Source organism: Bacillus sp. NEAU-Y102, from assembly GCF_054788175.1.
Map to the genome: position 1 here is coordinate 1 of NZ_JBTWFK010000008.1, position 26,170 is coordinate 26,170.

Below are 26,170 nucleotides of genomic sequence, written 5' to 3' on the forward strand. Positions count from 1 at the left end.
AATAACTATTTTATTAAAAATCTTTAATGAGCTAATCCTTACAATTTTGTAATACTAATGTCACTGAAATCAATTTTTTCACTATAAACTCTTTACTATAATTTTCCTTATAAAGTTATAAACACACAGTAAGGAGCGACTTAAAAATGTCTTTTTCTCAATTAAATATTGATGCTTTTCGAGCAATCAATGATTTAGGGAAGTCATATTCATCCCTAAACTCAACTATGGTATTTGTGGCGGAATATATGGTGTATTTTTTAGGTTTAATTATTATGGCTTATTGGTTTACTCAATGTAGAAAAAACAAAATGATGATTATTCAAGCGATGGTTGCTTTCGTAACTGCTGAAATAATTGGAAAATTAGCAGGGAATTTGCATTTGAATTATCAACCATTTGCAGTATTACCTAATGTTAATAAACTTGTCGATCATGCAGTAGATAATTCATTTCCTAGCGACCATACGATTCTATTTTTTTCAATTTGTTTTTCATTCTGGCTTATTCGTAAAAAGGCTAGATGGTTATGGCTTGTACTTGCATTCTGCGTAGCTATTTCTCGTATTTGGGTAGGAGTTCATTATCCTTTCGATGTCATAACAGGAGCTTTAATAGGAATTATTTCAGCGCTATTTTCATATTGGTTAACACCGAAAATTACATTCATCAAAAAATTACTTAATCTTTACGAAAAAATAGAACAAAATGTAATACCATCCAAAAACAAGTCAAAAAACTTTTGATTAATCTCACAAAGCTAAAAAGATTACATATATTACGAGTATTTTTCAATATTGTCTTGATCGAAGAGCGCTCCCCTGGGTGCTCTTTAATTTTAAAATAACGCTTTGGTTAAAATTTTTGATTCTGCCATTCAGTAATACAAGCTGGTTCAATTTCTTCAAATTCTTGTGTTTCTACATCAAGATCAATGACAGAATAGCTAGGTACTACTAGAAATTCTTTTCCGCAAACGTTACAAGTAGGATCATCAAGTGCATAAACTCCTTTAATTGTGTCAGGATTTTGCAAATCAAAATCAGCATTTTCAAAAACTACAAGACCATTACATCCTTTAACGTTACATTTATGTGCTTCAATAGCCATTTCTCATTCCCCATTTCTTAATAAAATTCAAATTTCATACCATTTAATTTACTTTTATTGTATTTATTTGGATATTCGTGGTATTATTTTTTTATAAAGTCATTACGACTTTACCCTTATACAATGAGCCATGAGCCTTCACAACTCATGGCTCTTTTCATTACAAACTCCATTTCTTAATAAAATTCAGATTTTAAAAGAATGCTAGTTGACCACCAGGTCTTTCTAACAATGAAACAAGTTCCTGCTTTGGTGTTTCTTTAACTTCTTCTAGTTCCGCTGCTAATTCCTCAAAATTAGCAAACCAATGTATCGGAAAACATCCACATATTTTTTTTCGTTCTCGATCATGCCAAAAGAAACAATGTGTACCTCTAGGCTTTATAATATAATCCTTAAGCGGTCTATCTTTATAGCCTTTTTTTCGCCAAATCAATTGAGCTTTATAGAATTTACTTTCATCTAAATTAGGCGTATTAATTTGCGGTTCTGGTGTCCAAACCTCGTTTTCCACCGCTTTAAATCTCTCTGCTGGATAACATCCAAAATGTGATTCCTTACGATTGAATTTGCTGACATAGTAATGATTAGGCTTTGCTGAGAATAAAAAATATTCTTCATTTATTCCCAGTAGCGCTGAATGGTCTACATCTATGCATACACCTTTCATCGATTAATACCCATTAGTCTGACGTTGATGATTTACTTCATTCTTCTTGTAATAACCTTGCTCAATTTCTTCAAATGTGAATCCTAATTTCTTACCTAATCCTAAGTAGGAATATAGCAATTCTTCGTACAGCTCCCTATCTTGAGTTGCACGAAATTCCGATACAGCTTCATATACATTGTTAAATTGACTGACTAACGAACTTGCAGAAAAAACATTTGCGTTGTGCTTTAAAAATTCCGCACTATATTCATTAGGATTAAAGCCAATACCGTTGCCTAATGAGGCTATGAAATGTAAACCATCAACATATTCCATCAGAATAACTTCTTTTTCACTTGGCCCTTTATTGCTCCAATGCTTAAAACATCTAGTTTCATTTGCAAGTTCTCCAATTTCAACTTGTAAAGCAAGGATCATATTGTAAAATAAATTTTTGCCTTCCAACCCATGTTCCTTAACGATTCTTGTATCCAATACCTTTTGCATTCCGAATATTTTAGTTAAGTTCATTTCCATTCGCTCCCTCACTAATTTAATTAAGCTACTCTTTTTTTCGTATCTATTAAACAATTAAGCATGTATTCTAAACCGAACTGATCCAATATTAATGTTGCTATTTCAATTTGATGCCTTCTTAATTTGTTTGCTATTTCTTCAATGCCAAGCTGCTTCATCCACAGATCCTTAAAAAGCTCTATATCGTCTTCATCCCAAATATAATTTACTTCATCTAAAGCAATGTAGACGTATGGTGGTAGTTCTTTTTTCTTTTTATTCCGAACTTTTTTGTCACCAATTTCTCCTAAACCCATTTTTCTTTTGTGGATCTTAAACTTATCCACTTGGTCTAAAATAAGTGCTGCTACTTCTATTTGCTTTCTTTTAAACCTTTTCGAAATCTCTAAAAGTGTGTAGTTACTATTCCAAAGCTCTCGAAACTGGAAAACCTCTCTTTGATCCCATAAGAAATCCACTTCTTCTAAAGCAATCCGAACTTTAAAAGCCGACATTTCAAACACTCCTTTAAAAAGCTAATTACTTTATCATTTCATTGGAGGTAGTTTTAACATGACCAACTTTACCGTTAACCCAAATTACAACTTGTTCACCATACCCACTTGCCGGTGGATCAAAAGAAAGGATTTTTCCATCCGTAACCACATATACTTTATTACTTGTAACATCAATCTCTTTTTTCATATGTTCCTCTCCCTTTTTCTCACTTCATGTACTCGACAACATCTGGCTTAAATCCACTTTCTAAGTAAATCCGTACCGGGATTATTTCTTTTTTATCCCTTGCTGCCTTACACAATTCTTCGGCTGCATCCCAATTAAAAAACTTATCTATAGATCGTTGAAATCTCCAAATTGCCATTGTATAGTGTTCAAAGATGTCATAACGATCATCTTGTTTAGTTGTACGTGGTAATTCATCCGTACATTTAGCGTTCTTGGGAACATGAACGCGTACATCTGCATATGTAACCCGACCAGGTCCCCTCTTTACATTTGCTTTATTTACATCAAACTGACAGATTTCTGGTTCTACATCAAAAATATTTAGTTGTTTAGGCATGTTCCGTCACATTCTTTTGAAGGAGGTCCAGTAACTCGATTACAGCTTTCTTACTCAAAAACATTCGGCCACCTAACAATTCAATGTTGGATTCAGATACTTCACCCGTTACAAAGCATGACTTTTCATATTTTCTTAAAACAATGTTTTCACCATCGACATAAAAATCTAGTACCGTTCCTTCGGCAATCCCTAAAGTTCTGCGTAACTCTACTGGAATTACTACACGCCCTAGCTCGTCCACTTTTCTTGCAACGCCTGTGTTTTTCATACCTTACTCTCCTTTAGTATTTTTATATTTATTTAGAATCTCATCCAAACGTTTCTTATTATCTTCAAGATCATCGCTTTGAGTTTGCTGTGGCTGCTGTATTGGCTCTTGTTCTTCTTGTTTGCGTAACCAATCCGGTACAACTTCCGTTCGTTTGAAATAACCTTTACCAATACGTTTGTTGTTTTTCTTACTCATTTCAAATCGAGTATCTAAAGCAGCAACATCATTTAATGTTTTTACTTTTTCCTTTTCCCAACTGCTTAAAATACTGCGAATATATCTCCACTTTGGTACATTTTCATCAATTGCTTTATTAACAGCGTGAATAACTAATTCATTACCGAATCTATCGCAAAACTCACCTAATTCTTGAATTGCAATTTCACTTAACGGGATTCCCTTTTCAAGTAAAAAGTTGTAACTAGTTTTAAATTCTTGATCAATTAATTTCTGAGATGAAGTAGCATCATCATCATTTATATTTGTAGTAATCTCTGTAGTAATATTTGTAGTAATCTCTGTATTTGTCTTACGTTCTAGTGTAAGAGACTCTTCCGTTTTATCGTAGGAGGGTATTGCTTTAGAATGTAAGACCCTCTTGCTTTCTAAAGTAATAGGGCTATTACTTTTCAGTGTAGGAGGGTTACCATTTCCCCAATACATAATAGATATTTTCTGAATCATTTCAGGTACAGGTTCAACATACATAACGTTATTACACCTAGTTCCGTTAACAAGAATCGTCCTAAATTCAATTTTTATAAGTCCACGTTCTTTCAGAAAGTCACATGCTTCTTTTACTTGTCTTTTTGTAAATCCAAATGAATCCGCTAATTGTTGATAACTCTTTTGAAGCGTGTCTGCCTTAAACTTTTGTTTATATTGAACTTGACTAGATTCTTCACTTCTTACTTCAGTAGGTTTATACCAATAAACAATTTCTCCTAAGATAGTAATCGCAACAATATTAGGTTTACCATTATCTAATGTAAGTGTTTTAAACCATCCATGATCTATAACATTGCCACGAAAATTTATTTGCCCTATTTGTAATACCTTGTTGTTCATAGCTTTCACCCCTTTTCATAAAACCAATGTGCTATTTCCCTACTTTCCATGGTATACTTATAACAACTTATTTTTTGAAAAGGACCCACTGCCATGGGTCTTTTTACTTTGCTTCACATCACTCCAAGCCCATTGCTTTATCGGCTCATAAGTTATGTAAAACAAACATGAACCACATGCAATTAATATCGCTAATATAGCTAATGATGTTGTATCTTCCACTAAATCACCTCCTTTTGTGCTTCAAGCCAAGCTTCTAAATCCTTTTGCAAGAAAAGTAATTTACGTCCTTCCCTAATCACTGGAAAATGTGGGTGATTTGCTAATTCATACATTCTACAAACTGCTATATTGAGGTAAGCAGCTGCTTCTTTCACCCTCATTACCTTGTTTGGTTGTGATTGTTGTTGAAATGAAGCTAAAGCTGCTTGAATTTCTTCGCGAACAACTTCGCGGATTGACTCTTTAATGATTTGATCTAATCCCATTTTGTTTTGCTCCTTTCTAATTTACTTAACCAAACATAACTTAACTTAAGGTTAAGTTATGGACAAAAAATTTTAATTGTATCTAACTTCACTTTAAAAAACTCAGCAATTTTCACAATTAAATCATAATAAGGTCGACGCTTCCCGTTTTCTATATACCAATAATAAACTTCAGTAATACCCACGGCTTCAGCTACTTCCCTACATGTATATCCCTGTTCTACACGTAGCTGCTTTAGAGTTTTCATAAACAACTCCTCTCTTACGTTTTTGTTGTTAATTACATAATAACTTAACCTAAAGTTAAGTTCAAGTGTTTCCAAAAACTTTTTTCAAAAAAATTACCTTTCCACTTAACTGATAGTTAATATATAATGACAGTGTGACACCATAATAGTAATTAAGAAAAATATAATTTCATATAAAATAAACTTGGGGTGTTTTTTTATAATGTTTAGTCATGAGAGATTGAAATCATTAATTGAAAAGAAGAGCATCACCCAACAACAGTTAGCTGATGCAATTGGTGTTAGTCATGTTTCTGTTTATAATTATGTCGAGGGAAAAAAAGCACCTGGTACACGTACACTTCAGAAGATAGCAAATTATTTAAAAGTAACAACAGATTATTTGTTAGGTTTATCTGATTCACCAGATTTAACAGCAGGCGAAGACTTACAGTTAACAAAAGAAGCACACGAAATTCTTCAGATCATTAATGACTTACCTGAAGAACAACGAAAAAAAGCATTAGAGCAATTAGAGATGTTTGTGAACTACGAAAAATCTAAAGGCAATATGTAGTGTAAAAAGACTATCCAAAAAAGTTAGATAGTCTTTTTTACATGACTTTTTCTTTTTTGGATTCACTCAAACAGATAGAAAATAATTTCTCTTTTGGATTATCCTCTTCTTGCAAAAGTAATAAAGCTTGTTTAATTAGATTAACTTCCCCTTCTTCGCTCTTCATCTTCTTCGATCTCCCTCTTTGGATTTTTGTATTTTTTTACAATAATTTCTTTTTTCTTCTTTCAGCAAAAAAAGAAATTTCTCCTAAAACTACAAATGACATCGTCAATTAAGACGATGTCATTTGTAATATATATAAACCTTTATTATGTATTTTACCAGCCGCCACCAGGGTCAACCATCATGTGCTGAATTGTAGGTTTTGAATCATTTGTACTAGGTTTTTCTTTTATAGAATCAGTGTTAATGAATAATGTAGCAGCTATTAATAGCGCAGGAATGATTGTAATTATTTTTTTCATTATTTCACCTCTTTCCGAAGACAATTATACCAATTATTCAAATTAAACCCAAGTGTATTTTTGGTAAATTGGAATAAAATATATTCCCTGATTTTTGACACATCAAAAGAGAACGTTTCATTAACTCTTCTTTTTTAGTACCTTCATATGTTAAACCTAAATATGCAGTCTGTATGTCTGTTAATCTTCCATTCTTCTCTTTTAATTGATTCAATAGTTTTCTCGCTTCAATCCTCTTACCTTGTTTAATCCTTAAATATGCTAGTTCACCTGAATGAACAACATCTAAGCTACTAATTTCTTTATCATGATGAATCTTTAGAAATGATAATGTATGTTGCACCATTTTTCTTTTTCTCTCAATTCCATTTATCTTACTATCCCCTATCACTTCAAGAGTCTTTTCCAAATAATATTTTGCCTTCTCATATTCATCCGCTGAAAAAATATACGATTCACCTATCTTTAAATATGCATTTACTTTTGGAAAAGAAAAAAAGTTATCCCATTCAAGATCATCTAATAGTTCCATGCTAACATTCCTTGCTTCAATGACTTCACCACCCTGCAATGAAGTAACGGCAATGGCTTCTTTATATCGTAATTTATAACATTCTCGAATGTACCTATTACTTATTTTATTTATTTTTATTTCAAGAGATTTTAATCGCTCATTTAAAGAAGTAAAATTACCCGATTGATATTGCGCCTGACATAATAAAATTTCAATTAATACTTCCATCTCTGAGGTTCTTATTGATTTACTTTCGAGGCTTAATGCCTTATGGTACTGTGTAGCATCGATTTCACCTATATATCGTCTATATATAATTCGATACACATTAGCAAATTCTCTATTTTCTGCTACCTTTGATTGTGATTCACTATTTATAATATTAATTAATAGATTAAACTTTCCCCTTAAAGCTAAATCCTCCATTGCCTCACGTAAGTTTTCTGATTTTGGTTTCGTTATATATATATAATCTGTTAATAAATTTTCTTGAACCTGTATGCCTTTGTTTAATAGGATGACTGTCTTAGAAAGGAAGCCAAAACTCATGTCTGTGTTACCTTTAAAAACTTTTGTAACAGTACTTGGCTTAACTCCCCAATAATTTGCTAGTTTATTTTTCCTTATTCCAGCTGCACATAACTCTTTTTCAATTTGATTTAGAGCTTTCCACATGTTTTGTCCCCCTTATTGGAACAAGACACACTTCCCTATCATGAAAACGCACCTTAAATGATGAATTACATCTAAAAGTTGTGTTATACTAGCCATATATGTTACGCATAGTCGTAACTGAAAGGCTCATGGCAAATGTTTTCCCTACTACAATTAGGGCAAACGGTGTAAAAGTGTTCCCAGCACAATTACACACGCTATGGGTCTTTTTCGTTCCGTCAAATTATATTATTAAGAATATTCTATCACAAATAACCCAAACATCTATTCTCTTATATTCTGAAAATACTTGAGAAAGTTTAAGATATTAAGATATACCTAGTTTCTTAGACATCCGAATAAATTATGCAATATTGCATGTGATAACTGGTAGCTATTTCTGTTCAAATAAGTGTACGTACACGTTGATTTAACAATGCAATTAGAGACGCAAAATTAACAAAATTCTATCAAGAATTTGTTAGAATTTCATATTACAACTACTAACAGGAACCTAAATATTATAATCTTTTTAACATTTCTATTTTCAACGTTATGTTATTGGTAAAACTATGATAACTTAATGGCAAAAAGCCACTCATTTGAGTGGCTTTTTTATTGGCTAAAAATGAAATATGTACACTTAAGTAAATCGTTATTTACATAAAATTTAAGCAATTGGATGTTCGCAACATCCCCACGATATTATTTTATTGCATAATGTATGCCATTCATCTTTTAAAAAGTCGGGTAAATTATCAATTAAATTTTTCTTTTTAAGAATATCGTATTCCATTTTTTGTATAATATCATCTAAAGAATCTATTTTTTGTGCAACTAATTTTTTTTGCTCTAATTTTATTTCTAGGCCGTCTTCGAAAACATCTTTAATAAAGTCCTCAAGCTTACCGCCAATTCCAGGCATTAATACTTCTTTATTGTTTTTTTGATCTATTTCTTCCAATGAACAACCGATTAAATTCACTACTTCAAATAACTCACGAAAATATTTTTTATAATGTTCATCTTTTACTGATTTCACCTTTATCCCATCTTTTATATCAATATACTTTAATTTGGTCTGATGTTCTTGTGAATTTTCTATTTTCTCTAACTCTATCAAAATATCTTTAGAACTATTATTACAACACATTAAATACATAGATGGAGGTATTAAATTTTCTTTTTCCCTTACATTTAACTCATATAAATCTATAATGGAGGTTTTTTCATGCCTTTTATATACCTTTTCTAACTGAACTATCGTTTCCCCTCTCTTAGCTTTAGGATGATTCATATCATTATCAGCAATAGCTAATACTATAGACCCCTTGTTAATTTCACCTTCGTATACAGCGTACGATCTTACACCTCCGCCAGATAATAAATTCAGGTTTATATTTACATTTATTTCCGACTTATTCTCTTCTATATATTTATGAGCAAGCTTCTCATAGAATTGACAATCGCTATAATCCTCCGAAAGTAGAACAGTCGGCCATAATCTACTTAATTGTACGAATTTATTTAAAGGCACTTCATATATCATCTTATTATGTTGATTTTCATTTTTATTGAATTCAAACTCATTACTCTTAACAAGTATATAACTACAACAAAAATCTTCATAAGCTGGGAGGAACGTAAATCTTTCAAATAACTTATGATATATACGTTGTGGATTGTGATCTAATAAATCTAATTTCGCCAAAACTTCCAACGTCTCAAAGGAAGCAGAAATAACATGATAACCTTGTTGAAATGCCGTTGCAATATTATTTAAAGCTCTGACTTCTAAACTATCCCTATTCAAATTGTTCTTATTACTTTTTATAAACTCAGTTACTGTATCATCAATTTTTATAAGCATTACAGATCCTCCGGACTGAAAAAACCAATAGGCCAGCTAAGTAAACGTCCTCTTTCATCATAACCAGTACTAGTTAATTTTGTTTGATAGGTATCTACCTTATTAAAAATAAGAACATTAATTAAATCATGGTGCAAGTTATACTTCTTTTTAGCAATCAGGTATCCTATTCTGTTTAAAATCGTTTCACTATGAGTCTCAAGAATAATTTTTATATTTATACGCATTTCCTGTGCCATTGTAATTATCTGTATAAAAGTATCCATTAATTTAGCTTGTAAAGCAGGATGCAAATGTAATTCTGGCTGTTCAATAACAATAGTATGCATAGAATCCTCGAACTTTTTAAGTAACATTTTTAAAGTCATTCTCTTTATACCTTGGTAACTATCCTTTACATTAACAACTTGCCACATTACAAGTATTATCGGTAATAATTGAGAATACCCAAAACCCGTATCCGCCAAATTTATCTCTTCCGAATCACTATCATACTTTAACTTTAATGAAGTATGTCCACCTTCTAAGGTCGTAATAATTTCAAAGTTAAAATTCTTTTTAGTCCATGAGATGAAACTTTCTTTATCCCTCTCGTTCATATTATGTATCATCATTGGGATATTTGTGCCTTGAGGATCAATTTCATCTACTGATAGGCCCTGAATCCTATAGTACCTTTCAGCACTTGCTCTAAGTGGTGCAATATAATTTGTATTCGAAAAATTTATTTCGAAATATTTATTACACATTTCAAGTAACTCATTTACATACTTTCCTAATAAATTATTCTTTATTTCTTCAAACAATGCGTCTTCCTTACTTATTTTTTTTAATTTACCCGCAAGTGTTTTCGCTTTCGGTTTTAGCTTACTAAAAGAACTATATATATCTTCAGAACTTCCTAAAACCAATTCATTTATTAACTCCCTTATGGTTTCATTCCCTGTGTTACCAGAAGCTAATTTTTTAAAATTTTTCATTAACCGATTAGAAAAATAATCATTTAAATAAAGAATACTGTTAAACTCTTCATTCTCTTCACTTTTTCTATAGAAAATATTTGGTAATATATTAGTAGATTCCCTCAAATAAAGTGCAAGGTAAGATGTATCACTATAATCTATATTATTGATAATTAGTTTAGCAATCTCCCCTCTACTTTTAAATTTCAAATGTATTGTATGATCCTCAAAACCTATGTTTATACTTTTTATAAATTCTTCTGCGCATTCAATATCTACATTAAAAGAAAATTTTTCTTCATTAAATTCTTTAGCTCTCGTTCTATAAAACGTTGGCTCTGAATAATATCTCCCCACTGCATATTTCATATATAATTTAGGAATTTTAAACTCAAATTCAAAACCTATAGTTTCGCCCTTATTTTTGAAATTAAGACTCTCTTGAAAACTTCCAAAATCTACATATCTACTGCTATACCATAATATTGGTTCATTGGTTCTTGTTTCCAAAGTTTGTTTCATTAATGGGAAAAATCTTAAAAAGGTACTTTTACCAGAACTATTTTTACCCACTAATAATGTCAATGGTTTTATATCTACTTTACCTGTATCTAATAAAGTCCTTAAATTTTTCACTCTAATTTTATCCAAATTAAGTCCCTCCTTAAAAATCAACACTTATTAATATTATAGTATAAAAATAAGAAATGTTTTACAAAAAATACATTATTATCTCAAATTCTAGTTTTAAACAAATTGTATAAATTCACCCAAAACCATATCCTATAACTGAATTTATTTTTATATGGTAAAATATATCCATCGCTGATATGTCCAAACATGTAATTTTCATAGCAGCAAAATTACAACTAGACTTATACAACATGATTCAAAACAAATGAAGGAGTGTTTTAAGTGAAAGGACATATTCGAAAAAGAGGAAATAAGTACTGTATCGTTATTGATATCGGACCTGATCCAGAGACAGGAAAAAGAAGACAGAAGTGGTTTTCTGGGTATAAGACAAAAAAAGAAGCACAGGCTGATGTGGCAAAGAAAATTACAGAGTTGAATGAAGGAACTTTTATAGAGCCATCTAAAGTTACACTAAAAGATTACCTAAATCATTGGCTAGAAATTAAAAGTATGAGCATAGAAAAGAGTACCTTTGCTGGCTATAGGGCATTTATCAACCAACATGTTATACCTAGTATAGGAATGGTCGCGCTCCATAAATTAAATGTTATGCACATTCAAAAATGTTATAAGACTGCGATAGATAAAGGGATTGCAAACAATTCTATTCTGCTTATGCATAGAATTTTAAAAAGCGCTTTAAACCTAGCTGTAAAACAAAATATTATTTCTCGAAATCCAGCAGATTTTGCTGAGATACCTAAAAAAGAAAAAACCCCTATCCAGACTTGGACAGAGGAAGAAGTAAAAAAATTTTTAGCTCATTCACAAGAATCACGATATCACATTGGGTATCTACTTGCAATAACTACAGGTATGCGTCTGGGTGAAGTTCTAGGTTTACGATGGCGGGACATTGATTTTGAAAAACATACCGTTACAATAAACCAAACATCTGGTCATGACAATAAAATCAAAAAAACTGCAAAAACAAATTCGTCAAAACGCACAATTCCTGTACCTAATGAAACAATAGCAGCCTTAAAAAAACATAAGATTTTAATTAATAAAGAGAAATTAAGGTTTGGTTCTGCTTATCTAGATCAAGATTTAATAAATTGTAATGAGTTTGGAAGAATCATAAAAAGAGCACATTTCAGAAAAAGTTTCATTAGGGCGACACACAAAGTAGGTATAAAAGAAATTAAATTCCATGATTTAAGGCATACACACGCAACTATACTATTAAAACAAGGAGTTAACCCTAAAATCATCAGTGAGAGATTAGGTCATACAGATATTTCAATGACATTAAGTGTCTATTCTCATGTTTTACCGAATATGCAGGAAGAAGCAGTTAAAAACTTCAGTAAAAGTATCTTTGGATAACCTATGTTTGCAAAATGTTTGCATTTTATCAAAAAAAGTCAAACAAACGTTATCATATCAAGGTTTGTTTGACCTATCATCTTATATTCTTGATAAAATCTCCGAATCCCTATTGAAATATTTAATAATGGAGCGTTCTCACCACCACGGGTTATGCATTCGAATCGATATACATAGGAGAAAAAATCTTGTGTTTTTTCATCTTTTATTGGCCCTGACATCGCCTCACAAATATTTTGTGATCTAAGAGGAGAAAAATAGATTTCTTCTGCATTTGTATTTTCTAAATATATAGGACGCTCACAAAAAATATGTGAGATTAAAGCGGGCACCCACTTAGAATACGTTTCATTATCATGTAGTACTGGCAAATTAGAAATCAAATCGGATTGCCATTCATATTTTGGTGGCTCTACTAATTTATTTGGTTTCCAATCATGAATAATCTCATACCAACTTTGAAAAATATAATTGAGCTGCTCTTGTTTAATAGGTTCTTTTGATACAATCCATGGTGTATTTTCATTTAATACGTACGGATTATGCTGAATAAACAATATATCAGAAAACATATCATACAGTCTTTCATTCAAACGTTTCAACTTACTCGTTAATAAAAACGTCTTATAATGTATCTCTACGATGTCCAGCCATTCAATAGGAAAGTATATAAATGATACCTTTTCATTTAAAAGAGGTTCTACTATATTTTCAAATGTTAACAACCTTAATTTTTTCATAAAATGATTCTTTCCTTTCTTCAGTTGTCTTGATTATCAAAAAGCTAGAACAAAAGTTACTTAATCTAATCCATTTAAACAAAGTATTTAAAAGAAAAGTAAAAACTATCTACATAAAACATTATCAAACCGACTCTTTTAAAAATTAAAAGTAATTATTATCTACAACACCTCTTAGTATTCGTAATTTAATACATTTAAATTATATAATATATATAATATATTGTACTTATCATTTACAATAACTTTACAGAAAAACCAAAAAAGAACACCTTAAATCGGTGCTCTTTTTACAAATATCAAGCGTTATGTAGTTGAACATATAGATAACATGAACCCTCCAAATGAAATTACTCCTAGTAAACCTACTATAAATCCTGTTAAACAAATACAATCAGCAAGACAAATAGAAGACTGCGATAATGGAACGAATGACCTACTTGTACTCGACCCATATTGTTTTATTTTTTCATAATTCATATCTAACATTAAATGTAGACATGTTACACCATCCTCAATAGTATGTAGAGATTCTTTTTCTAATCGCTCCAATAATTTACTATCAAAAGAAACTGATAGAGGATACTGCTTATCTAATTTTATATTTTGATAAATTAGTTGCAAACGAGATAATATATTATTTTTCTTCTTTTCAGATGTTACTGTACATTTCATATTATTAAATTCATTTAATAACAGTGTCAATTCATCTCTTTTTCCGTATAAATCTTTAGCTATTTTTCTCTTTACTTTATACGAATGGAAAATAGATTTTAGTTCAACCATATTCATACACTTCCTAATTACATATTATTTACCCAATTATTTTATAGATAAACAGTACTTTTTAATCTTATTTAAAATACACTCAAGCAACTTATTTTACTATCGATTAACATTACATTAACCTTACACGGTTGTAATAAAATCATTAGCTAGAAGGAAGCAATGCCCAAACTAGACAGATATTTAATGATAAAACCATAAGAAAAAAACAATGATTAGATTTTAAATCTAGTCATTGCTTTATCCATCACATCTTGATTACACCTATATATCTTATTGTTACTCTTTCACTTGAATGATTGAATATATCCATTAATAATGACTATATTCTTTGTCGGCACGTACATATATAAAACTAATGTTTTTTAATTGATAAGGTGAAACTTTAATTAGCCCTCATCCATCGGGCTTTTATGGGCAGCCGGCCACCTAACTTCTCTTTGCTCTCGCTGAATTTTTTTAGGGTCTTACTGCCCGGCAAATAGCAGGATAAATGCAATCAATATTCATACGTTATAATAGTACCAGTAGTATCAGTAGTACCACTAAAACCATCAAAACAGTTAGAGCAACCGCCACAACCTCCGCAACCAAAACAACCGAAGCAACCAATACAACGGAATCCACCACAACGGAATCCGCCACAACGACCTCCGCCACAACCGCCACAACGACCACAACCCCCACAGCGACGAGCAGCATCTTCAATATAGTAATATGGATATTGATTTTGCTGGTCCCAATAGACAATATTTCCAGATCGGTAATCATTAAGGCTTAACGCTTGTATTTCTTGTTGAAACTGATTCATTTTCATAACCTCCGTTTATAAAATACAACCTCATTGATGCTTCCCTATATTTCTGTTCGTTACATCTAAGTAGAGATAGCGCTATAAACTAAGTTCAATACGTACACCAACAAAGTATGACTTATCACTAGATGATGCACCTTGTTCATATACCTATTTTTACTATGGGCTCATTTTTATAAATAGAAATTATAAAATATAAATTCTAGCGTCATATCTTCATACTTACTAAGCTCAATTAATTTCTCAATAATCACGCGGACAAATCCTATATATTTCCATATATCACTTAGATTTTCTTGTACTGTAAATGCCTTTGCTATAACACCTCTAAGTAACCGGTTTCTATGACGGTTAAGAAATTCCTATAAAGAAAAAAGCCCTAATTAGGGCTTTTTATTCTATTTCTCCAGCAAAGCTCTCTATGAAATTTCTAATTGAAAAAAGACACACTTAGATTGATGCGTCTTTTTGTGATGCCTCTTTTGTGAAATCATATAATGCAATTGCGCCTAAAAGAACAAGTATACCTTGAGGAACATCTAGTAAAATAGTTTTCCAAATTTCTGGAATTACCCATTTAATATCTGCTGCTGTTTCAAGATATGTTTGGAAATAGCTGATTGTAAAATTAATTATCCCTAAAAATACAAACAACGATAAACCAAATCGAATTAATTTCTTATTTGTAAACATATAACACCTCTCAAAATTCATTAGATATTCCTGCTTTTGCTTCTTTATATTTCCATATCTCTATATTTGATTTTAACACACAAAGAACTCAAAAAAATACAATATGCAAATTTGCATATTGTATGAACAGCACTTCATGTTAACTTAGAAATTCCTGCAAAGAAAAAACAACTCCGTTACAGCTAACAGCTCGGGTTTCTTTTCTTATTTAACTTCATACCACCAACATTTACGTTCTTTAATTGTAAAATAAATGTGACAGAAGTTTATCCAGTTAATGCGTAGACAATTAAATGAGCTAAATTATCGATATTCTATTTCACCATATCCGTAGCACTAATGACTTTACGCAAATTTGACAAGAAAAAATATAGAGATAGGTATGGATCATACCTATCTCTAACATTACTTCTATTCTTTATCCAATTACGTCTTTTACGTCTGTATCCACTGGCCACTTTTCTAATGTATAAGCCATTTCCCAAAATGAATATTCATATTGACTGCTAATAATAAAATGCTGTTTCATACGCTTGCGGTCTGCCTCTGTTACTTTTTCAGCAATAGTATCTAACCGTGTAATTTGTTCTTCAACTAGCGTACGGAACCAATCAGATCCATAAGCAGAAATCCATTCGTTATAAATTGGCTCTTCCGGCTGACATTCTTTTAAACGTTCCCCAATTTCGTAATACAACCAATAGCAAGGTAAAATTGCTGCAATGATATCTCCTAAATGCCCTTCATACGCAGCACGATACATATGTGAAGTATACGCATATGCAGTTGGCGCAGGAATAAAATTATCTTTTTCTTCTTTTGTTATCCCTAGCTTTTTAGCAAAATTCTCATGTAAAGATAACTCGGCCTCATATGTATTTTGAGCATGATGTGCCATACGAGCTGTCGTCTCTAATTCAAGAGCTTTTGCAGCTCCTAAAGTTTGTACTCTAGCAAAATGAATCAAATAATATGAATCTTGAAGCACATAATAGCGAAAACTAGCTAAATCTAACGTTCCTTCACCAAGTTTTTTTACAAAAGGATGGTTAAAACTCGCTTCCCAAATTGAATCTACTTCTTTACGTAATGATTGTGAAAAAGTCATTTAAATCCCTCCAATAATGTATAAAATATAAGTATTTATCCACAATTATTAAAGCTGTAAAATAAAAAAACTTTCTTTACAGGCGTAAAGAAAGTGAAATTGACAGTATTTATTTACTCATTAAATAGCAACGTCTTTCCCACTTCCCTACGCTGGCATTAACCAGATCAGGTACTAAGAGTCTCAAAATCACATTTGATCTCAGCCTATAAAAGGCCCCCCTAGTGGATAAATATTTTGTTTTTATAATGTATTCATCATAGCATACTTCGTGAAACTGTCAAAAGAATTAGTTATATAATCCCCTTAAAACCCTTCTTCTTTTCTAACTTTTAATGATGTTTCAATAATCATATCTAATAGTTTGCTATAACTAATTCCCGCTGCTTCTGCACTTTTTGGCAATAAACTTGATTGTGTCATCCCTGGTAATGTATTAATTTCCATTACATATGGAATTCCATCCTTCACCATCATATCAACTCTTGCATAAACACTACATTTTAATGCTTTATAACAAGCCAGTGACGCTTTATTTACACATTCATTAATTTCCGCTGGAAGTTCGATAACTTCCTCAACTGTACTAGTATCATCATATTTTGCATTGTAGTCAAAGAACTCGGCTGCATGTCGAATTGAAACTATAGGTAACTGTTTTCCATCCAGAATGGAACATGTAATTTCATCACCTTTTATATACTTCTCAATTACTACTTCAGAATCCCATTCAAATACAGTTTCTAGCATTGAGATCAATTCATTTTTATTGTAAACGATTTTCACCCCGACACTCGATCCGCCAGAGTTTGGTTTTACCACTAATGGAAATCCTAACTTATCTAACTCATCAAGCTTTAGATCCTCCATTTTTGTAAGTTCAATCCAATCTGGTGTTTCTACACCTTCATAACGTAAAATCTTTTTCGAAATATTCTTATCCATACATATACTACTAGATAACATATTACTTCCGCTATAAGGAATCCCTAAACTCTCCAGTGTTCCTTGAACTGTCCCATCTTCTCCATATTTCCCGTGTAATGCGAGCAACGCAAAGTCAATGTCTTTCGCTTTTTCAATTAAATCCATTTTTTCATTTAATGTAATTGGGACTATTTCATACTTATTTTTATCTAAATGAGCAATCATTTCATTCCCTGTCATAATTGAAACTTGTTTTTCAGACGATACCCCGCCCATAATAACACCGATTTTCATTTTCTCAACTCCAAATTTCATTTTTTAATGTATCACCAATTATTTTAATTCCCCGAACTATTTCTTCTTCTTTCAAGCGCGAAAACCCTAATCGGAAAGTGTTCGCCCCTTCTCCATCAGAGTAAAAAACATCTCCAGGTGAAAACGTAACGCCTTTCTCATAACACTTTTGTAAAAGTGTGCGGGCATTCATATGCTCTTCTAGCTCTATAAATAAATGAAGTCCACCATCTCCAGTCATTCTTTTGAAAGGAATGAACTGATTACACGCGCCGACAGCTAACTCATATTTTTTCTTATAAACCGATCTTGCCTTTTTTAAATATTTCTCAAAATATCCCTCATGTAAATATTGAAATAGAACCGCTTGATCTAACGTAGATGTGTGGATTGTTCTTGCTCTTTTTACGCTTTCTAAATAATGAATCAGCTCTTTATCTGCAATAATCCAACCTACACGTAAACCAGGGAAAAGTACCTTTGAAAAGCTACTAATATAAATCACATTATTGCCAGCTCCAGCAAAAGTTAATAAGGGAGCTAAATGTGAACCTGAATAACGTAATTCTTCATTAAATCCGTCCTCTATAATAGGAACCTTATATTTCGAGAATAACCTCATCAATTCCGTTCTTTTCTCTGAACTCGTAACAATACCGGTTGGATTATGATAAGAAGGAATTAAATAAGCAAAATCAAAATCTTTTTCACGTAAGCTTTTTTCAACTTCATTCGTATCAATACCATCCTCATTCATATCAATCCCATGAACTTCAAGTCCATGTAAACGGAACAGCTTTAGTGCAGCGTGGTGAGTTGGATTCTCACAAATGACACGACCGGATTTTTTTGATAAAGAAGAAAGTACAATATCCAATCCTTCTGTAAATCCATTTGTAATTAGAATATCTTTATTCGAAATGTCTACACCTTTCATTTCCATGTAATGAAGTAAATAATTCATTAACGGTTTATATCCCTTTGCATATCCGTAGTTCAATACGATGTCCCCTTCAATGGACATACGAGTAAGAAAAGCTCTTTTGAAGTTTTCAACATCAAATAGCTTCTCATCCGGGGCTATACTATTAAAAACAATCATTCCCTTTTCCCAACGAACACCATGTTTCATTAAATCTAATTCATCCGCTAATGCGGTCACTGTATTAAGTTTATTTTTCCAATCTATTTCAACAGACGAAGTGTTAGATATATCTACCTTCGCAACAAAGTTCCCTTTTCCTTTAACTGCATAAATGAGTCCTTCTTGCTCTAAATCTGCATAAGCAGCAAGTACAGTGTTTCTACTCACACTTAGTAATTCACTTAGTTCCCTTGTTGATGGGATTTTTTGATTCCCGAGCAAGTGCCCTTTCATAATCATCTTCTTCAAATAATCTTTCAATTGAATATAAACGGGACGATCTTTAACAACTTTAAAATCCTTAAACAATTCCTTACCCCCTGCAATCATTTTTGCATATTTATTTCATTCACAAAAGGTCCACGACATATGTATTTTTTATAAAGGGCGGTACGGTCTTACAAGTCTTTTCGATATAAGTTAATTACATCTTTTAAAGCTGCAGCTGCAGCGCCTCGTGGATTAGAAGCCCCACCAATTGTAGTAACTTGTCCCATCGTATCTGTAAAGAACGTAATTCCTTTTTCGGTCCCATTTACTTTTGCTAACGGATGATCTTTTTCTATTTCGCACGGTTCAACATTTAAATTCACATTGCCACCCTCATCCTTATATATTGATGCTATTAATTTAATAATTTTATGTTGTTCCTTAGCATTTTGTATTTGCTGTTTTGTAACGTGCTCGATTCCTTTTATATGTATATCAGTAAGTGTTTTCTCTGTTTCCATTAAGCTGTTTGTCAAAAGTAACAATTTACACGCACTATCTGAACCACTTATATCTAATATAGGGTTTGTCTCAGCAATTCCTTTATTTTGCGCTTCTTTCAGTGCTTCTTCAAATGTCATATCTTCCTCATACATTTTCGTAAGAATATAATTAGTTGTTCCATTTAATATTCCTTCTATTTTTTCAATACTGCAACCGGCTAAACTAAATTGTCCGATATCTAGCGTCGGTAGTGCAGCGGCTGTTGCACCGCTATATCGAATTCGTACATTTACGCCTCTTGCTGCTTCATTTATTTCTCTCCAGTTTGTAACGAGTGCACCTTTTGAAATTGCTACTATATCCATCTGTTTCTCAATCGCTTGTTTCATATATTGTTTCCCTGGATTTCCATCTTTAAGATTTGTAACTGTTGATTCTACCAATACAGTACCACTTATGCTAGTTGTTGCACGTTCCTTCGGATGATACTCTAAATATTTTTCAATTGCAGCGGTACCGCCACCATACATCAATAAATGATGAAGAGATAAGCCGTCTTCATTATGTATTGCAATATTTCTTCCTAATACGCCACTTACAACTAATTGAATCCCATATGTTTCATATATATATGAATACTTTTCATTTAATAATTTTATAAACTCTCTGCCTACTGTTCCGTATCCTGATAATACAACTTGAATTTTCATAATATCCCCCCATATTTTTCTACCAAACCCCTCTTTCAATATAATATAAAGCGCTCTCGAATTCCATCGAGAGCGCTTTATTATTACTTATTTCGGTAAACGTGATAGCTTTTCAGCAATTGTTCTATAAAACTCTTGAATGCTAGAAAAACCTAACGAGTCTGAAACACTTAATCCTACCATGTCGAGATGATCCCAATTCGCTTTCGTTTCGATATGATTCCATTTTCCAACCTGTAATGACTCATGATTATTTACAGCAACATTAGAAATTGGTGCAATCATAGAATTTGTATTTACTACACCATCATTTTGCCACCAAGAAGTATCAACTAACGGACGGTTTTCTTCATATCTCGCATAAGAACCTAAGAAAAATGCATTCCCCATCAACACTTTATTCATCGTTATATGAGGCAAATGTAAACCTGTAATAGGTGCTGCTTGTGATGCATGTCCACTATAAGATAAGTAATAAACATCCGGTTGCGTCTTTACCCAATTATTTAACTCCTTTGCACCATCTGTACTTAAATCCCATTGACTTATATCTTTTGTATTTTTCCAAAGTGAACTATTTAGAATACGATTACTATATTGGAAAAAGGACTCTCCAGCAATCTTCTTTATACCCCATTGATCCAATTTAAAATCATATAAAGATAAATTATTGTTTCCTCCAAAGCTCGCAGCTGTAATGAGTAAATCTTTAACGAACGGCAGCAGAAGACTACCATCCGCAAGTGTTGTACCGTTGTGAGGGGTTGCTAATGTTGTAACACTATGAACATATGATTTTCCACCTTCAAATAGTGGTGATATTTTGGTGTCTGGGTGATTTTTCGCATAATTCTTTTCTTCAAAACTACCTTCTTTTAATAGCTGTACTAATGTTCTAATCGTTTGTCCACCCATGCTATGCCCAACTAAATGAACTTTATTTATTTCACTCCAATTCGGCGTAAAACCACTATAAGTTCTGCCAAAACGATTATGTCCATGTTTCTCAGCATGCGAGGCACCATAGTCTACTGTGCCACCGCTAATTTGCGCATACAATTCACATGCACGATCCCAGTTACTAGAAACAGGTCCAACAGCTGCGGTATGTACCGTATAACCATTTCGTTTCAAATCTTCCTGTATATCATGAACACCACCCCAATACTTTACGCCAAGCATTTCTTCTCTACCCCATCCAGCAAATCCATTCACCAATATGATAGGATAATTATTTGGTTGCCTCTCTTCAGCATATGATATTTTCGCTGCGAATGAACATAAGGTCACTAATGCGAAAAAACATATTTTTAAAAATAACTTCCCCATACTTTCTCCCCCTAATAAAACGTTTACATTTTTCTTCTAAAAATTAACAGAATGTTTTAACAACTTAAACATAATGTAAAGTATTTTATATACGTTGTATATATAGAAAACATATACAATTGTTGATAAATATTAATTCAAGTGAACATTTACTTTTTACAATACAACTTGTAAATCTGTTTATTTGAATTTATAATTAGATATAGTTTCCTCATGTTAAAAAGATTTAAAAACCATAAGAAAACTAATCTCATTGCTTGAAAAGGAGGAAAAAGCATGCAAATCGGATCAAATATTCATACATTATCTCAACCTACTAAAATAACTCCATCTACTCTTGAGCATAATACTATCTCTTCTACTAAACTGGAAAGTAAGAAAGTAAATGATCCTATCAAGTTTGATATTCGTTCATCTGAAAAAGAAATGAAACAGCCTGAGCATAAATTTAATGAATTAGATTTATGGAAGATGTTAAAGGATAAAGGTGTTCCTTTATGGATCATCCTTGAAATGCTACAAAAGGCTCGTAAAGAAAAAGAAGCCCAAAATAATTCAGTTCAAAATTCAAATGCGATTGAGGAAACAAACGAGACTCGATTAAATGAAGTAATGTAAAGCATAATATTTGATTGGTCTACAAACTAAAAAGAGTTCGGGGGTGATAAAGTTTCTATCAACCTCGAACTCTTTTTTTATGATTTTTCTCCAATCGTTACAAACTGGAAAGATACTTTTCCTTCCAAACCTTTAATTAGTTTTTTTACTTTAACATTTTCATTAACCAATGTATTATCTGTCGACATTTTAGGTTTTTCGTCACCTAGAGATTTTTTCAAATGAAGAAGATGCATTTTCATTTCATTTGCCTTTATTTCTTTATACACACTATTTTTTGCTACAATCATATACCATTCCGTTGAATATTTACGATTGTTACCTATCCAAGCATCACTATCGTATGTAACAGGAATCTCTTCCCCTCCTATTTTAATACTTTTCATAGTCTTATCGTCTTCACTTGTAAATAATAGTGACCCTTCTTTTGGGAATTTCGGTAACGTATCTATAATATAATTGGAGCCATTATCTTGTTTTCGAAAAAGTTTTTCTTTAATCAATGCTTGTGCTGTAGATTCATTTAAAATTAAGACATTTCCATTTCCAACTTCCCCTTTTTTCACAGAAAACACTTCATTTTCTTCCGTAATTTCCTGATAACGATTAATAATTGGTGAAATATTATTTTCATCTCCAATAATTAATACACCGTTTGCAGGAAATGAGTTGTCCTTTTTAGAACATGCACTAAAGCTTATTAAAAGTATTATAGTTAACATAAAAATAGTTAATATTCTTTTCATCACGATTCCTTTCATCATACAGTTCATTTTTCCACATACTTTAGTGTAGTCTTACAAGCTAATAAATTCTATTGCTCCATAACCTTATAAAGCTTTTGCAGGTAACGCCAACGGGTTATAAAGAAATATAAAACTTGTATACATATAAATGAAATTAAAATAACGATAGAGCTATTTATGATAGAAAAATCGACTAATTGCTGTAATGCTATATAAGCAACTACAGTATGAATCACTGCAACGAAAATTGGTAAAAAGAACATTAATAATAACTGCCTCGTTACAACTTTTTTCAACTCACCTTTACTTAATCCCATTTTCGAAATCATTTTATATTGCTGTTGGTCGCGATCCAAATCTGTATATAATCGGAAATAAATAAAACTAGCGGCGAATGTAAAGAAGACGATTCCAACTAAAATACTTACCATAAGTAATAAACCATTCTTTTGCTTTGCTTCCAACAAGTTTAATGTTAAAGCTTCAAAGTAGAAATCTCTGTCCCTAAGATTTTTATCGAATATACTCTTTAATTGATTTGAAATCTCTTTCGTTTTTATCCAATCATCTACAACAAATCCATAAGTACGATATGGAATTTCTTTATTAACTGGGTCACTAGTAAGAGGTATTCCATCATATACCTGATCTTGAACAGCGATATAAATAGTTCTAGAATCATGTGGTAAAACTAAATTTTCTACAGCTTTTTTCACATGAAATGTCTTTGTCCAATCACCTTGAATGACTTCTATATTCTTTTTATACTCGCCATTTTTAAATTCTTGTTTTTGTGATACGACTCCAGGAATTAATAAAATTTCATCTTCTTTTTCAATTGTTTCTTGTTGATAGCCTAGTGCTTTAGCAAGATCGTTGTATTCACTTAACTTCATTACATTTACGCCATTTTCTGTGTATATATATGAAGATGAAGCCATTCGATACGGAATATTAGCATCAGAAAGGTGTTTTTTTATAATAGAAAGATTTTTATTCAATACTTTGTCATTTTCAAAACTTCCATACAAAAATGTATACGGATTTGTCATCCTTACCAAATCCCTATTTCCAATTGCGGCTGTTGTACCAATTGCTGTAAATGCAACTGCTGAAACTATAGATACTATAAAAAACATCGTTGCATTATCTTTCATACGGTAAATTAATTCAGAAAATGTTAATATATTTGTTCTCTTTAAAAAGAAAGATTCTCTCCTTTTAGCAAGGTGCAGTATATACACGCTACACTGTGTATATAAAAAGTACGTTCCTATAATTACTAGAAGCACACCTATTCCAAGCGTAATAAAATTGGTACTTGGTATGAAGCGAAATACTGAAAAATATCCATACCCTATACTAATTAAAGAAAGTATCGATAATAAAACTGAAGATTTCGGTTCAGGTTTTGGCTTTTCCTCTGCTCGAATAAGTTCCACAAGTTCCGTTACTTTTATCATTTTAAATGTAAATAATGAAACAATTAAAAACAAGAAAAGAAATGTAATAACTGTTAATAATACAGCCCGCACTGGTATATAAAAAGGTAAACCATTATTAATCATTAATACACTTGCACTTATCAATAAGACTAGTTTAGAAAATATGAGTCCAATGAAAATCCCTATACAAATTGAACCAAGTCCAATCAACATATTTTCAATTAATAATAATTTCTTAAGCTGTCTCATTGACATACCTTGCATCATTAAAATACCAAATTCTTTCTTACGCGTCTTTAAAAACGAACTAACTGAATATAGAATGAAGAAAAATGAAAATACAAAAATCAATCCTTGCGAAACTGAAAATCCCAATGTACCAAATGCACTTATTGTTGCACTTGTCGATTTCAACTCACCTTGTAAATCAGGATGAAATAATAAAAGAGCATACGTAAAGAAAATCATAATAGAAAATGCACTACTTAAAAAATGGCCAGCATATGTACGCTTATTGCGAAAAATATTATTAAATGCGAACTGACGAAAAGTCATGCCTTTTCCCTCCTAACAAAGAAAGGACATCCATAATCTTTTGATAAAAAGTTTGCCTACTTTCACCACAATAAATTTCGTTATATAGTTGACCATCTTTAATAAAGATTACTCGGCTGCAAAAGCTCGCTGCATACGGATCATGTGTAACTAACATCATCGTTGCTTTTTCTTCTTTATTTAGAGTATCAAGCATCTCCATTACATCATTTGAAGATTTAGAGTCTAAATTCCCTGTTGGTTCATCTGCAAGTAACAATTGCGGCTTATGAACGATCGCACGAGCAATTGCTGTTCTTTGAGCTTGTCCCCCTGATATTTCAAACGTTCTTTTACTCAATATATCTGTAATGTTTAATTTCTGTGCAATCTCTTCCACTCGTTTGTTCATATCTTGCACAGAAACACCATCTAAAGTCATCGGCAATACGATGTTTTCTTTTACAGTAAGTGTGCTAAGAAGATTAAATGATTGGAAAACAAATCCTAATTGTTTTCTGCGGAATAACGCTAATTCTTCTGATGATAATTGGAAAGGATTTGTACCATTAATAAATATTTCTCCCGATGATGGAGAATCAATAGTAGATACCATATTTAATAACGTTGTTTTCCCACTACCTGACGGGCCCATAATTCCTACAAATTCACCTTCTTGAATTGATAAATCAATATCTACTAATGCTTTAAAAGGTACTTTCCCTCTATATACTTTACTAATACTATTTGCCTGCAAAATTTCCATTTATATTCTCCCTTCATTTCCACCGCTCACTATAGAGTGTAAATGAATTGTCTTACAGCTCATATTGATTCATCTTTCATTTATCTTACACGCTTGTAAGATTTCTAAAAAAACTGATAATAAACCTATTTTCAATCTATAAACAAAGCATATCTATCTTATAATATTTGCATATTGGTTTGAATTACAATGCTATTTTCTAATCTTAATTTTATTAATATGAAAAGACCGATTTTTATCGGTCTTTTTACTTTCAAATATTATATTTTAACTGCTGTATGTAGTTAAAGCATATTTGAGTTACCCATTAAATA

At 31.7% G+C, this 26,170-nt stretch carries 32 protein-coding genes, 1 pseudogene and 1 riboswitch; of the genes and pseudogenes, 4 read left to right on the top strand and 29 right to left on the bottom strand.

The window, feature by feature from the left end; translation table 11 throughout:
• Window positions 1–146 precede the first annotated feature (146 nt).
• On the top strand, window positions 147–746 hold the full coding sequence (locus ACYFX0_RS20640) for an undecaprenyl-diphosphatase (protein ID WP_088020378.1): 600 nt from the start codon (window positions 147–149) through the stop codon (window positions 744–746).
• Between the two features lie 109 nt (window positions 747–855).
• Here the strand turns inward: ACYFX0_RS20640 and ACYFX0_RS20645 are convergent, their stop codons facing one another.
• The 11 genes from ACYFX0_RS20645 to ACYFX0_RS20695 all read right to left on the bottom strand — a co-directional run bounded on the left by ACYFX0_RS20645 (window position 856) and on the right by ACYFX0_RS20695 (window position 5,440).
• Window positions 856–1,110 carry a hypothetical protein gene (locus ACYFX0_RS20645; protein WP_000963458.1) on the bottom strand — a complete coding sequence of 85 codons (255 nt, stop codon included), beginning with the start codon at window positions 1,108–1,110 and terminating at the stop codon, window positions 856–858.
• A gap of 193 nt (window positions 1,111–1,303) precedes the next feature.
• Entirely contained in the window at window positions 1,304–1,780 is a 477-nt protein-coding gene (locus ACYFX0_RS20650; RefSeq protein ID WP_460271912.1) for a hypothetical protein, read from the bottom strand.
• Window positions 1,781–1,783: 3 nt separating this feature from the next.
• Entirely contained in the window at window positions 1,784–2,299 is a 516-nt protein-coding gene (locus tag ACYFX0_RS20655) for a dUTP diphosphatase (RefSeq protein WP_098299563.1), read from the bottom strand.
• Between the two features lie 20 nt (window positions 2,300–2,319).
• Window positions 2,320–2,793 (bottom strand): sugar ABC transporter substrate-binding protein, encoded by a 474-nt coding sequence (locus ACYFX0_RS20660; protein WP_460271914.1) that lies wholly within the window; start codon window positions 2,791–2,793, stop codon window positions 2,320–2,322.
• Window positions 2,794–2,818: 25 nt separating this feature from the next.
• Window positions 2,819–2,983, bottom strand: coding sequence for a DUF3954 domain-containing protein (locus ACYFX0_RS20665; protein ID WP_000711472.1), 165 nt, complete (start codon window positions 2,981–2,983; stop codon window positions 2,819–2,821).
• A 19-nt stretch (window positions 2,984–3,002) separates the two neighbouring features.
• Window positions 3,003–3,362, bottom strand: a complete 360-nt coding sequence (locus tag ACYFX0_RS20670; protein WP_460271916.1) for a cell division protein SepF — start codon at window positions 3,360–3,362, stop codon at window positions 3,003–3,005.
• Window positions 3,355–3,633, bottom strand: a complete 279-nt coding sequence (locus ACYFX0_RS20675; RefSeq protein WP_460271918.1) for an AbrB/MazE/SpoVT family DNA-binding domain-containing protein — start codon at window positions 3,631–3,633, stop codon at window positions 3,355–3,357. Before ACYFX0_RS20675 ends, ACYFX0_RS20670 begins: the two co-directional genes overlap by 8 nt.
• A 3-nt stretch (window positions 3,634–3,636) precedes the next feature.
• On the bottom strand, window positions 3,637–4,704 hold the full coding sequence (locus ACYFX0_RS20680) for a DnaD domain-containing protein (RefSeq protein WP_460271920.1): 1,068 nt from the start codon (window positions 4,702–4,704) through the stop codon (window positions 3,637–3,639).
• A 57-nt stretch (window positions 4,705–4,761) separates the two neighbouring features.
• Complete coding sequence (locus ACYFX0_RS20685) at window positions 4,762–4,926, bottom strand: hypothetical protein (RefSeq protein WP_086398373.1); 165 nt, start codon at window positions 4,924–4,926, stop codon at window positions 4,762–4,764.
• A complete protein-coding gene (locus ACYFX0_RS20690) occupies window positions 4,926–5,192 on the bottom strand; it encodes a helix-turn-helix domain-containing protein (RefSeq protein WP_000522030.1) in 267 nt (88 codons plus the stop codon). Before ACYFX0_RS20690 ends, ACYFX0_RS20685 begins: the two co-directional genes overlap by 1 nt.
• Before the next feature lie 56 nt (window positions 5,193–5,248).
• Entirely contained in the window at window positions 5,249–5,440 is a 192-nt protein-coding gene (locus ACYFX0_RS20695) for a helix-turn-helix domain-containing protein (RefSeq protein WP_071735810.1), read from the bottom strand.
• Between the two features lie 202 nt (window positions 5,441–5,642).
• Between ACYFX0_RS20695 and ACYFX0_RS20700 the strand changes: the two genes are divergently transcribed.
• Window positions 5,643–5,996: a helix-turn-helix domain-containing protein gene (locus tag ACYFX0_RS20700; protein ID WP_000491236.1), complete on the top strand. Its 354-nt coding sequence runs from the start codon at window positions 5,643–5,645 to the stop codon at window positions 5,994–5,996.
• A 37-nt stretch (window positions 5,997–6,033) separates the two neighbouring features.
• Here ACYFX0_RS20700 and ACYFX0_RS20705 read toward each other — a convergent pair whose 3' ends face one another.
• The 5 genes from ACYFX0_RS20705 to ACYFX0_RS20725 all read right to left on the bottom strand — a co-directional run bounded on the left by ACYFX0_RS20705 (window position 6,034) and on the right by ACYFX0_RS20725 (window position 11,114).
• A complete protein-coding gene (locus tag ACYFX0_RS20705; protein WP_460271923.1) occupies window positions 6,034–6,162 on the bottom strand; it encodes a hypothetical protein in 129 nt (42 codons plus the stop codon).
• 154 nt (window positions 6,163–6,316) lie between these two features.
• A complete protein-coding gene (locus tag ACYFX0_RS20710) occupies window positions 6,317–6,463 on the bottom strand; it encodes a complement C1q protein (protein WP_098617943.1) in 147 nt (48 codons plus the stop codon).
• A gap of 37 nt (window positions 6,464–6,500) precedes the next feature.
• Window positions 6,501–7,652, bottom strand: coding sequence for an AimR family lysis-lysogeny pheromone receptor (locus ACYFX0_RS20715; protein WP_460271925.1), 1,152 nt, complete (start codon window positions 7,650–7,652; stop codon window positions 6,501–6,503).
• Between the two features lie 649 nt (window positions 7,653–8,301).
• Window positions 8,302–9,501, bottom strand: a complete 1,200-nt coding sequence (locus ACYFX0_RS20720) for a hypothetical protein (RefSeq protein WP_460271927.1) — start codon at window positions 9,499–9,501, stop codon at window positions 8,302–8,304.
• The gene (locus ACYFX0_RS20725) at window positions 9,501–11,114 is read right to left on the bottom strand and encodes an AAA family ATPase (RefSeq protein WP_460271929.1); all 1,614 of its coding nucleotides are present in this window, start codon (window positions 11,112–11,114) and stop codon (window positions 9,501–9,503) included. Before ACYFX0_RS20725 ends, ACYFX0_RS20720 begins: the two co-directional genes overlap by 1 nt.
• Window positions 11,115–11,378: 264 nt before the next feature.
• Here ACYFX0_RS20725 and ACYFX0_RS20730 point away from each other — a divergent pair, with 264 nt between their 5' ends.
• Entirely contained in the window at window positions 11,379–12,488 is a 1,110-nt protein-coding gene (locus ACYFX0_RS20730) for a site-specific integrase (RefSeq protein WP_460271931.1), read from the top strand.
• Between the two features lie 38 nt (window positions 12,489–12,526).
• Here ACYFX0_RS20730 and ACYFX0_RS20735 read toward each other — a convergent pair whose 3' ends face one another.
• From ACYFX0_RS20735 to ACYFX0_RS20780, 10 genes and pseudogenes are all read right to left on the bottom strand, one after another.
• Entirely contained in the window at window positions 12,527–13,228 is a 702-nt protein-coding gene (locus ACYFX0_RS20735; protein WP_460271933.1) for a pPIWI_RE module domain-containing protein, read from the bottom strand.
• Window positions 13,229–13,534: 306 nt separating this feature from the next.
• A complete protein-coding gene (locus tag ACYFX0_RS20740) occupies window positions 13,535–14,020 on the bottom strand; it encodes a hypothetical protein (RefSeq protein ID WP_002082715.1) in 486 nt (161 codons plus the stop codon).
• A gap of 209 nt (window positions 14,021–14,229) precedes the next feature.
• Window positions 14,230–14,361, bottom strand: a pseudogene (locus tag ACYFX0_RS20745) (site-specific integrase); the annotation flags it as partial.
• Between the two features lie 152 nt (window positions 14,362–14,513).
• Window positions 14,514–14,825: a heterocycloanthracin/sonorensin family bacteriocin gene (locus tag ACYFX0_RS20750; protein ID WP_142399144.1), complete on the bottom strand. Its 312-nt coding sequence runs from the start codon at window positions 14,823–14,825 to the stop codon at window positions 14,514–14,516.
• A 453-nt stretch (window positions 14,826–15,278) separates the two neighbouring features.
• On the bottom strand, window positions 15,279–15,542 hold the full coding sequence (locus tag ACYFX0_RS20755; RefSeq protein WP_002082716.1) for a DUF3937 domain-containing protein: 264 nt from the start codon (window positions 15,540–15,542) through the stop codon (window positions 15,279–15,281).
• Between the two features lie 397 nt (window positions 15,543–15,939).
• Window positions 15,940–16,629, bottom strand: coding sequence for a thiaminase II (tenA, locus tag ACYFX0_RS20760; protein ID WP_460271936.1), 690 nt, complete (start codon window positions 16,627–16,629; stop codon window positions 15,940–15,942).
• Between the two features lie 127 nt (window positions 16,630–16,756).
• A riboswitch (TPP riboswitch) is annotated at window positions 16,757–16,862 on the bottom strand.
• A 73-nt stretch (window positions 16,863–16,935) separates the two neighbouring features.
• Window positions 16,936–17,850 (bottom strand): D-alanine--D-alanine ligase, encoded by a 915-nt coding sequence (locus tag ACYFX0_RS20765; protein WP_460271938.1) that lies wholly within the window; start codon window positions 17,848–17,850, stop codon window positions 16,936–16,938.
• A gap of 4 nt (window positions 17,851–17,854) precedes the next feature.
• Window positions 17,855–19,303 carry a MocR-like pyridoxine biosynthesis transcription factor PdxR gene (pdxR, locus tag ACYFX0_RS20770; protein ID WP_000471637.1) on the bottom strand — a complete coding sequence of 483 codons (1,449 nt, stop codon included), beginning with the start codon at window positions 19,301–19,303 and terminating at the stop codon, window positions 17,855–17,857.
• Window positions 19,304–19,392: 89 nt separating this feature from the next.
• On the bottom strand, window positions 19,393–20,418 hold the full coding sequence (locus ACYFX0_RS20775) for a homoserine dehydrogenase (RefSeq protein WP_000701766.1): 1,026 nt from the start codon (window positions 20,416–20,418) through the stop codon (window positions 19,393–19,395).
• 87 nt (window positions 20,419–20,505) lie between these two features.
• Entirely contained in the window at window positions 20,506–21,747 is a 1,242-nt protein-coding gene (locus ACYFX0_RS20780; protein WP_106082198.1) for an esterase/lipase family protein, read from the bottom strand.
• A gap of 276 nt (window positions 21,748–22,023) precedes the next feature.
• On the opposite strand from ACYFX0_RS20780, the gene ACYFX0_RS20785 reads away from it, so the two are divergent.
• On the top strand, window positions 22,024–22,365 hold the full coding sequence (locus tag ACYFX0_RS20785) for a DUF3914 domain-containing protein (RefSeq protein ID WP_001165517.1): 342 nt from the start codon (window positions 22,024–22,026) through the stop codon (window positions 22,363–22,365).
• A gap of 77 nt (window positions 22,366–22,442) precedes the next feature.
• Here the strand turns inward: ACYFX0_RS20785 and ACYFX0_RS20790 are convergent, their stop codons facing one another.
• From ACYFX0_RS20790 to ACYFX0_RS20800, 3 genes are read right to left on the bottom strand one after another with little or no spacing between them, the layout of a single operon-like run.
• Complete coding sequence (locus ACYFX0_RS20790; protein WP_231130553.1) at window positions 22,443–23,126, bottom strand: lipoprotein BA_5634 family protein; 684 nt, start codon at window positions 23,124–23,126, stop codon at window positions 22,443–22,445.
• Between the two features lie 53 nt (window positions 23,127–23,179).
• A complete protein-coding gene (locus ACYFX0_RS20795) occupies window positions 23,180–25,111 on the bottom strand; it encodes an ABC transporter permease (RefSeq protein WP_000144184.1) in 1,932 nt (643 codons plus the stop codon).
• Window positions 25,086–25,856: an ABC transporter ATP-binding protein gene (locus ACYFX0_RS20800; RefSeq protein ID WP_000404445.1), complete on the bottom strand. Its 771-nt coding sequence runs from the start codon at window positions 25,854–25,856 to the stop codon at window positions 25,086–25,088. Before ACYFX0_RS20800 ends, ACYFX0_RS20795 begins: the two co-directional genes overlap by 26 nt.
• Window positions 25,857–26,170: the final 314 nt, after the last annotated feature.

Coding starts and splice junctions, on each gene's coding strand:
- ACYFX0_RS20755 (WP_002082716.1), bottom strand. CDS start 15,542: ATGAATTTTGAGAGGTGTTATATGTTTACAAATAAGAAATTAATTCGA.
- ACYFX0_RS20665 (WP_000711472.1), bottom strand. CDS start 2,983: ATGAAAAAAGAGATTGATGTTACAAGTAATAAAGTATATGTGGTTACG.
- ACYFX0_RS20800 (WP_000404445.1), bottom strand. CDS start 25,856: ATGGAAATTTTGCAGGCAAATAGTATTAGTAAAGTATATAGAGGGAAA.
- ACYFX0_RS20795 (WP_000144184.1), bottom strand. CDS start 25,111: ATGACTTTTCGTCAGTTCGCATTTAATAATATTTTTCGCAATAAGCGT.
- ACYFX0_RS20675 (WP_460271918.1), bottom strand. CDS start 3,633: ATGAAAAACACAGGCGTTGCAAGAAAAGTGGACGAGCTAGGGCGTGTA.
- ACYFX0_RS20785 (WP_001165517.1), top strand. CDS start 22,024: ATGCAAATCGGATCAAATATTCATACATTATCTCAACCTACTAAAATA.
- tenA (WP_460271936.1), bottom strand. CDS start 16,629: ATGACTTTTTCACAATCATTACGTAAAGAAGTAGATTCAATTTGGGAA.
- ACYFX0_RS20640 (WP_088020378.1), top strand. CDS start 147: ATGTCTTTTTCTCAATTAAATATTGATGCTTTTCGAGCAATCAATGAT.
- ACYFX0_RS20780 (WP_106082198.1), bottom strand. CDS start 21,747: ATGGGGAAGTTATTTTTAAAAATATGTTTTTTCGCATTAGTGACCTTA.
- ACYFX0_RS20645 (WP_000963458.1), bottom strand. CDS start 1,110: ATGGCTATTGAAGCACATAAATGTAACGTTAAAGGATGTAATGGTCTT.
- ACYFX0_RS20740 (WP_002082715.1), bottom strand. CDS start 14,020: ATGAATATGGTTGAACTAAAATCTATTTTCCATTCGTATAAAGTAAAG.
- ACYFX0_RS20790 (WP_231130553.1), bottom strand. CDS start 23,126: ATGAAAGGAATCGTGATGAAAAGAATATTAACTATTTTTATGTTAACT.
- ACYFX0_RS20650 (WP_460271912.1), bottom strand. CDS start 1,780: ATGAAAGGTGTATGCATAGATGTAGACCATTCAGCGCTACTGGGAATA.
- ACYFX0_RS20710 (WP_098617943.1), bottom strand. CDS start 6,463: ATGAAAAAAATAATTACAATCATTCCTGCGCTATTAATAGCTGCTACA.
- ACYFX0_RS20700 (WP_000491236.1), top strand. CDS start 5,643: ATGTTTAGTCATGAGAGATTGAAATCATTAATTGAAAAGAAGAGCATC.
- ACYFX0_RS20705 (WP_460271923.1), bottom strand. CDS start 6,162: ATGAAGAGCGAAGAAGGGGAAGTTAATCTAATTAAACAAGCTTTATTA.
- ACYFX0_RS20660 (WP_460271914.1), bottom strand. CDS start 2,793: ATGTCGGCTTTTAAAGTTCGGATTGCTTTAGAAGAAGTGGATTTCTTA.
- ACYFX0_RS20670 (WP_460271916.1), bottom strand. CDS start 3,362: ATGCCTAAACAACTAAATATTTTTGATGTAGAACCAGAAATCTGTCAG.
- ACYFX0_RS20765 (WP_460271938.1), bottom strand. CDS start 17,850: ATGAAAATCGGTGTTATTATGGGCGGGGTATCGTCTGAAAAACAAGTT.
- ACYFX0_RS20750 (WP_142399144.1), bottom strand. CDS start 14,825: ATGAATCAGTTTCAACAAGAAATACAAGCGTTAAGCCTTAATGATTAC.
- ACYFX0_RS20720 (WP_460271927.1), bottom strand. CDS start 9,501: ATGCTTATAAAAATTGATGATACAGTAACTGAGTTTATAAAAAGTAAT.
- ACYFX0_RS20680 (WP_460271920.1), bottom strand. CDS start 4,704: ATGAACAACAAGGTATTACAAATAGGGCAAATAAATTTTCGTGGCAAT.
- ACYFX0_RS20715 (WP_460271925.1), bottom strand. CDS start 7,652: ATGTGGAAAGCTCTAAATCAAATTGAAAAAGAGTTATGTGCAGCTGGA.
- ACYFX0_RS20775 (WP_000701766.1), bottom strand. CDS start 20,418: ATGAAAATTCAAGTTGTATTATCAGGATACGGAACAGTAGGCAGAGAG.
- ACYFX0_RS20695 (WP_071735810.1), bottom strand. CDS start 5,440: ATGAAAACTCTAAAGCAGCTACGTGTAGAACAGGGATATACATGTAGG.
- ACYFX0_RS20690 (WP_000522030.1), bottom strand. CDS start 5,192: ATGGGATTAGATCAAATCATTAAAGAGTCAATCCGCGAAGTTGTTCGC.
- ACYFX0_RS20735 (WP_460271933.1), bottom strand. CDS start 13,228: ATGAAAAAATTAAGGTTGTTAACATTTGAAAATATAGTAGAACCTCTT.
- ACYFX0_RS20655 (WP_098299563.1), bottom strand. CDS start 2,299: ATGGAAATGAACTTAACTAAAATATTCGGAATGCAAAAGGTATTGGAT.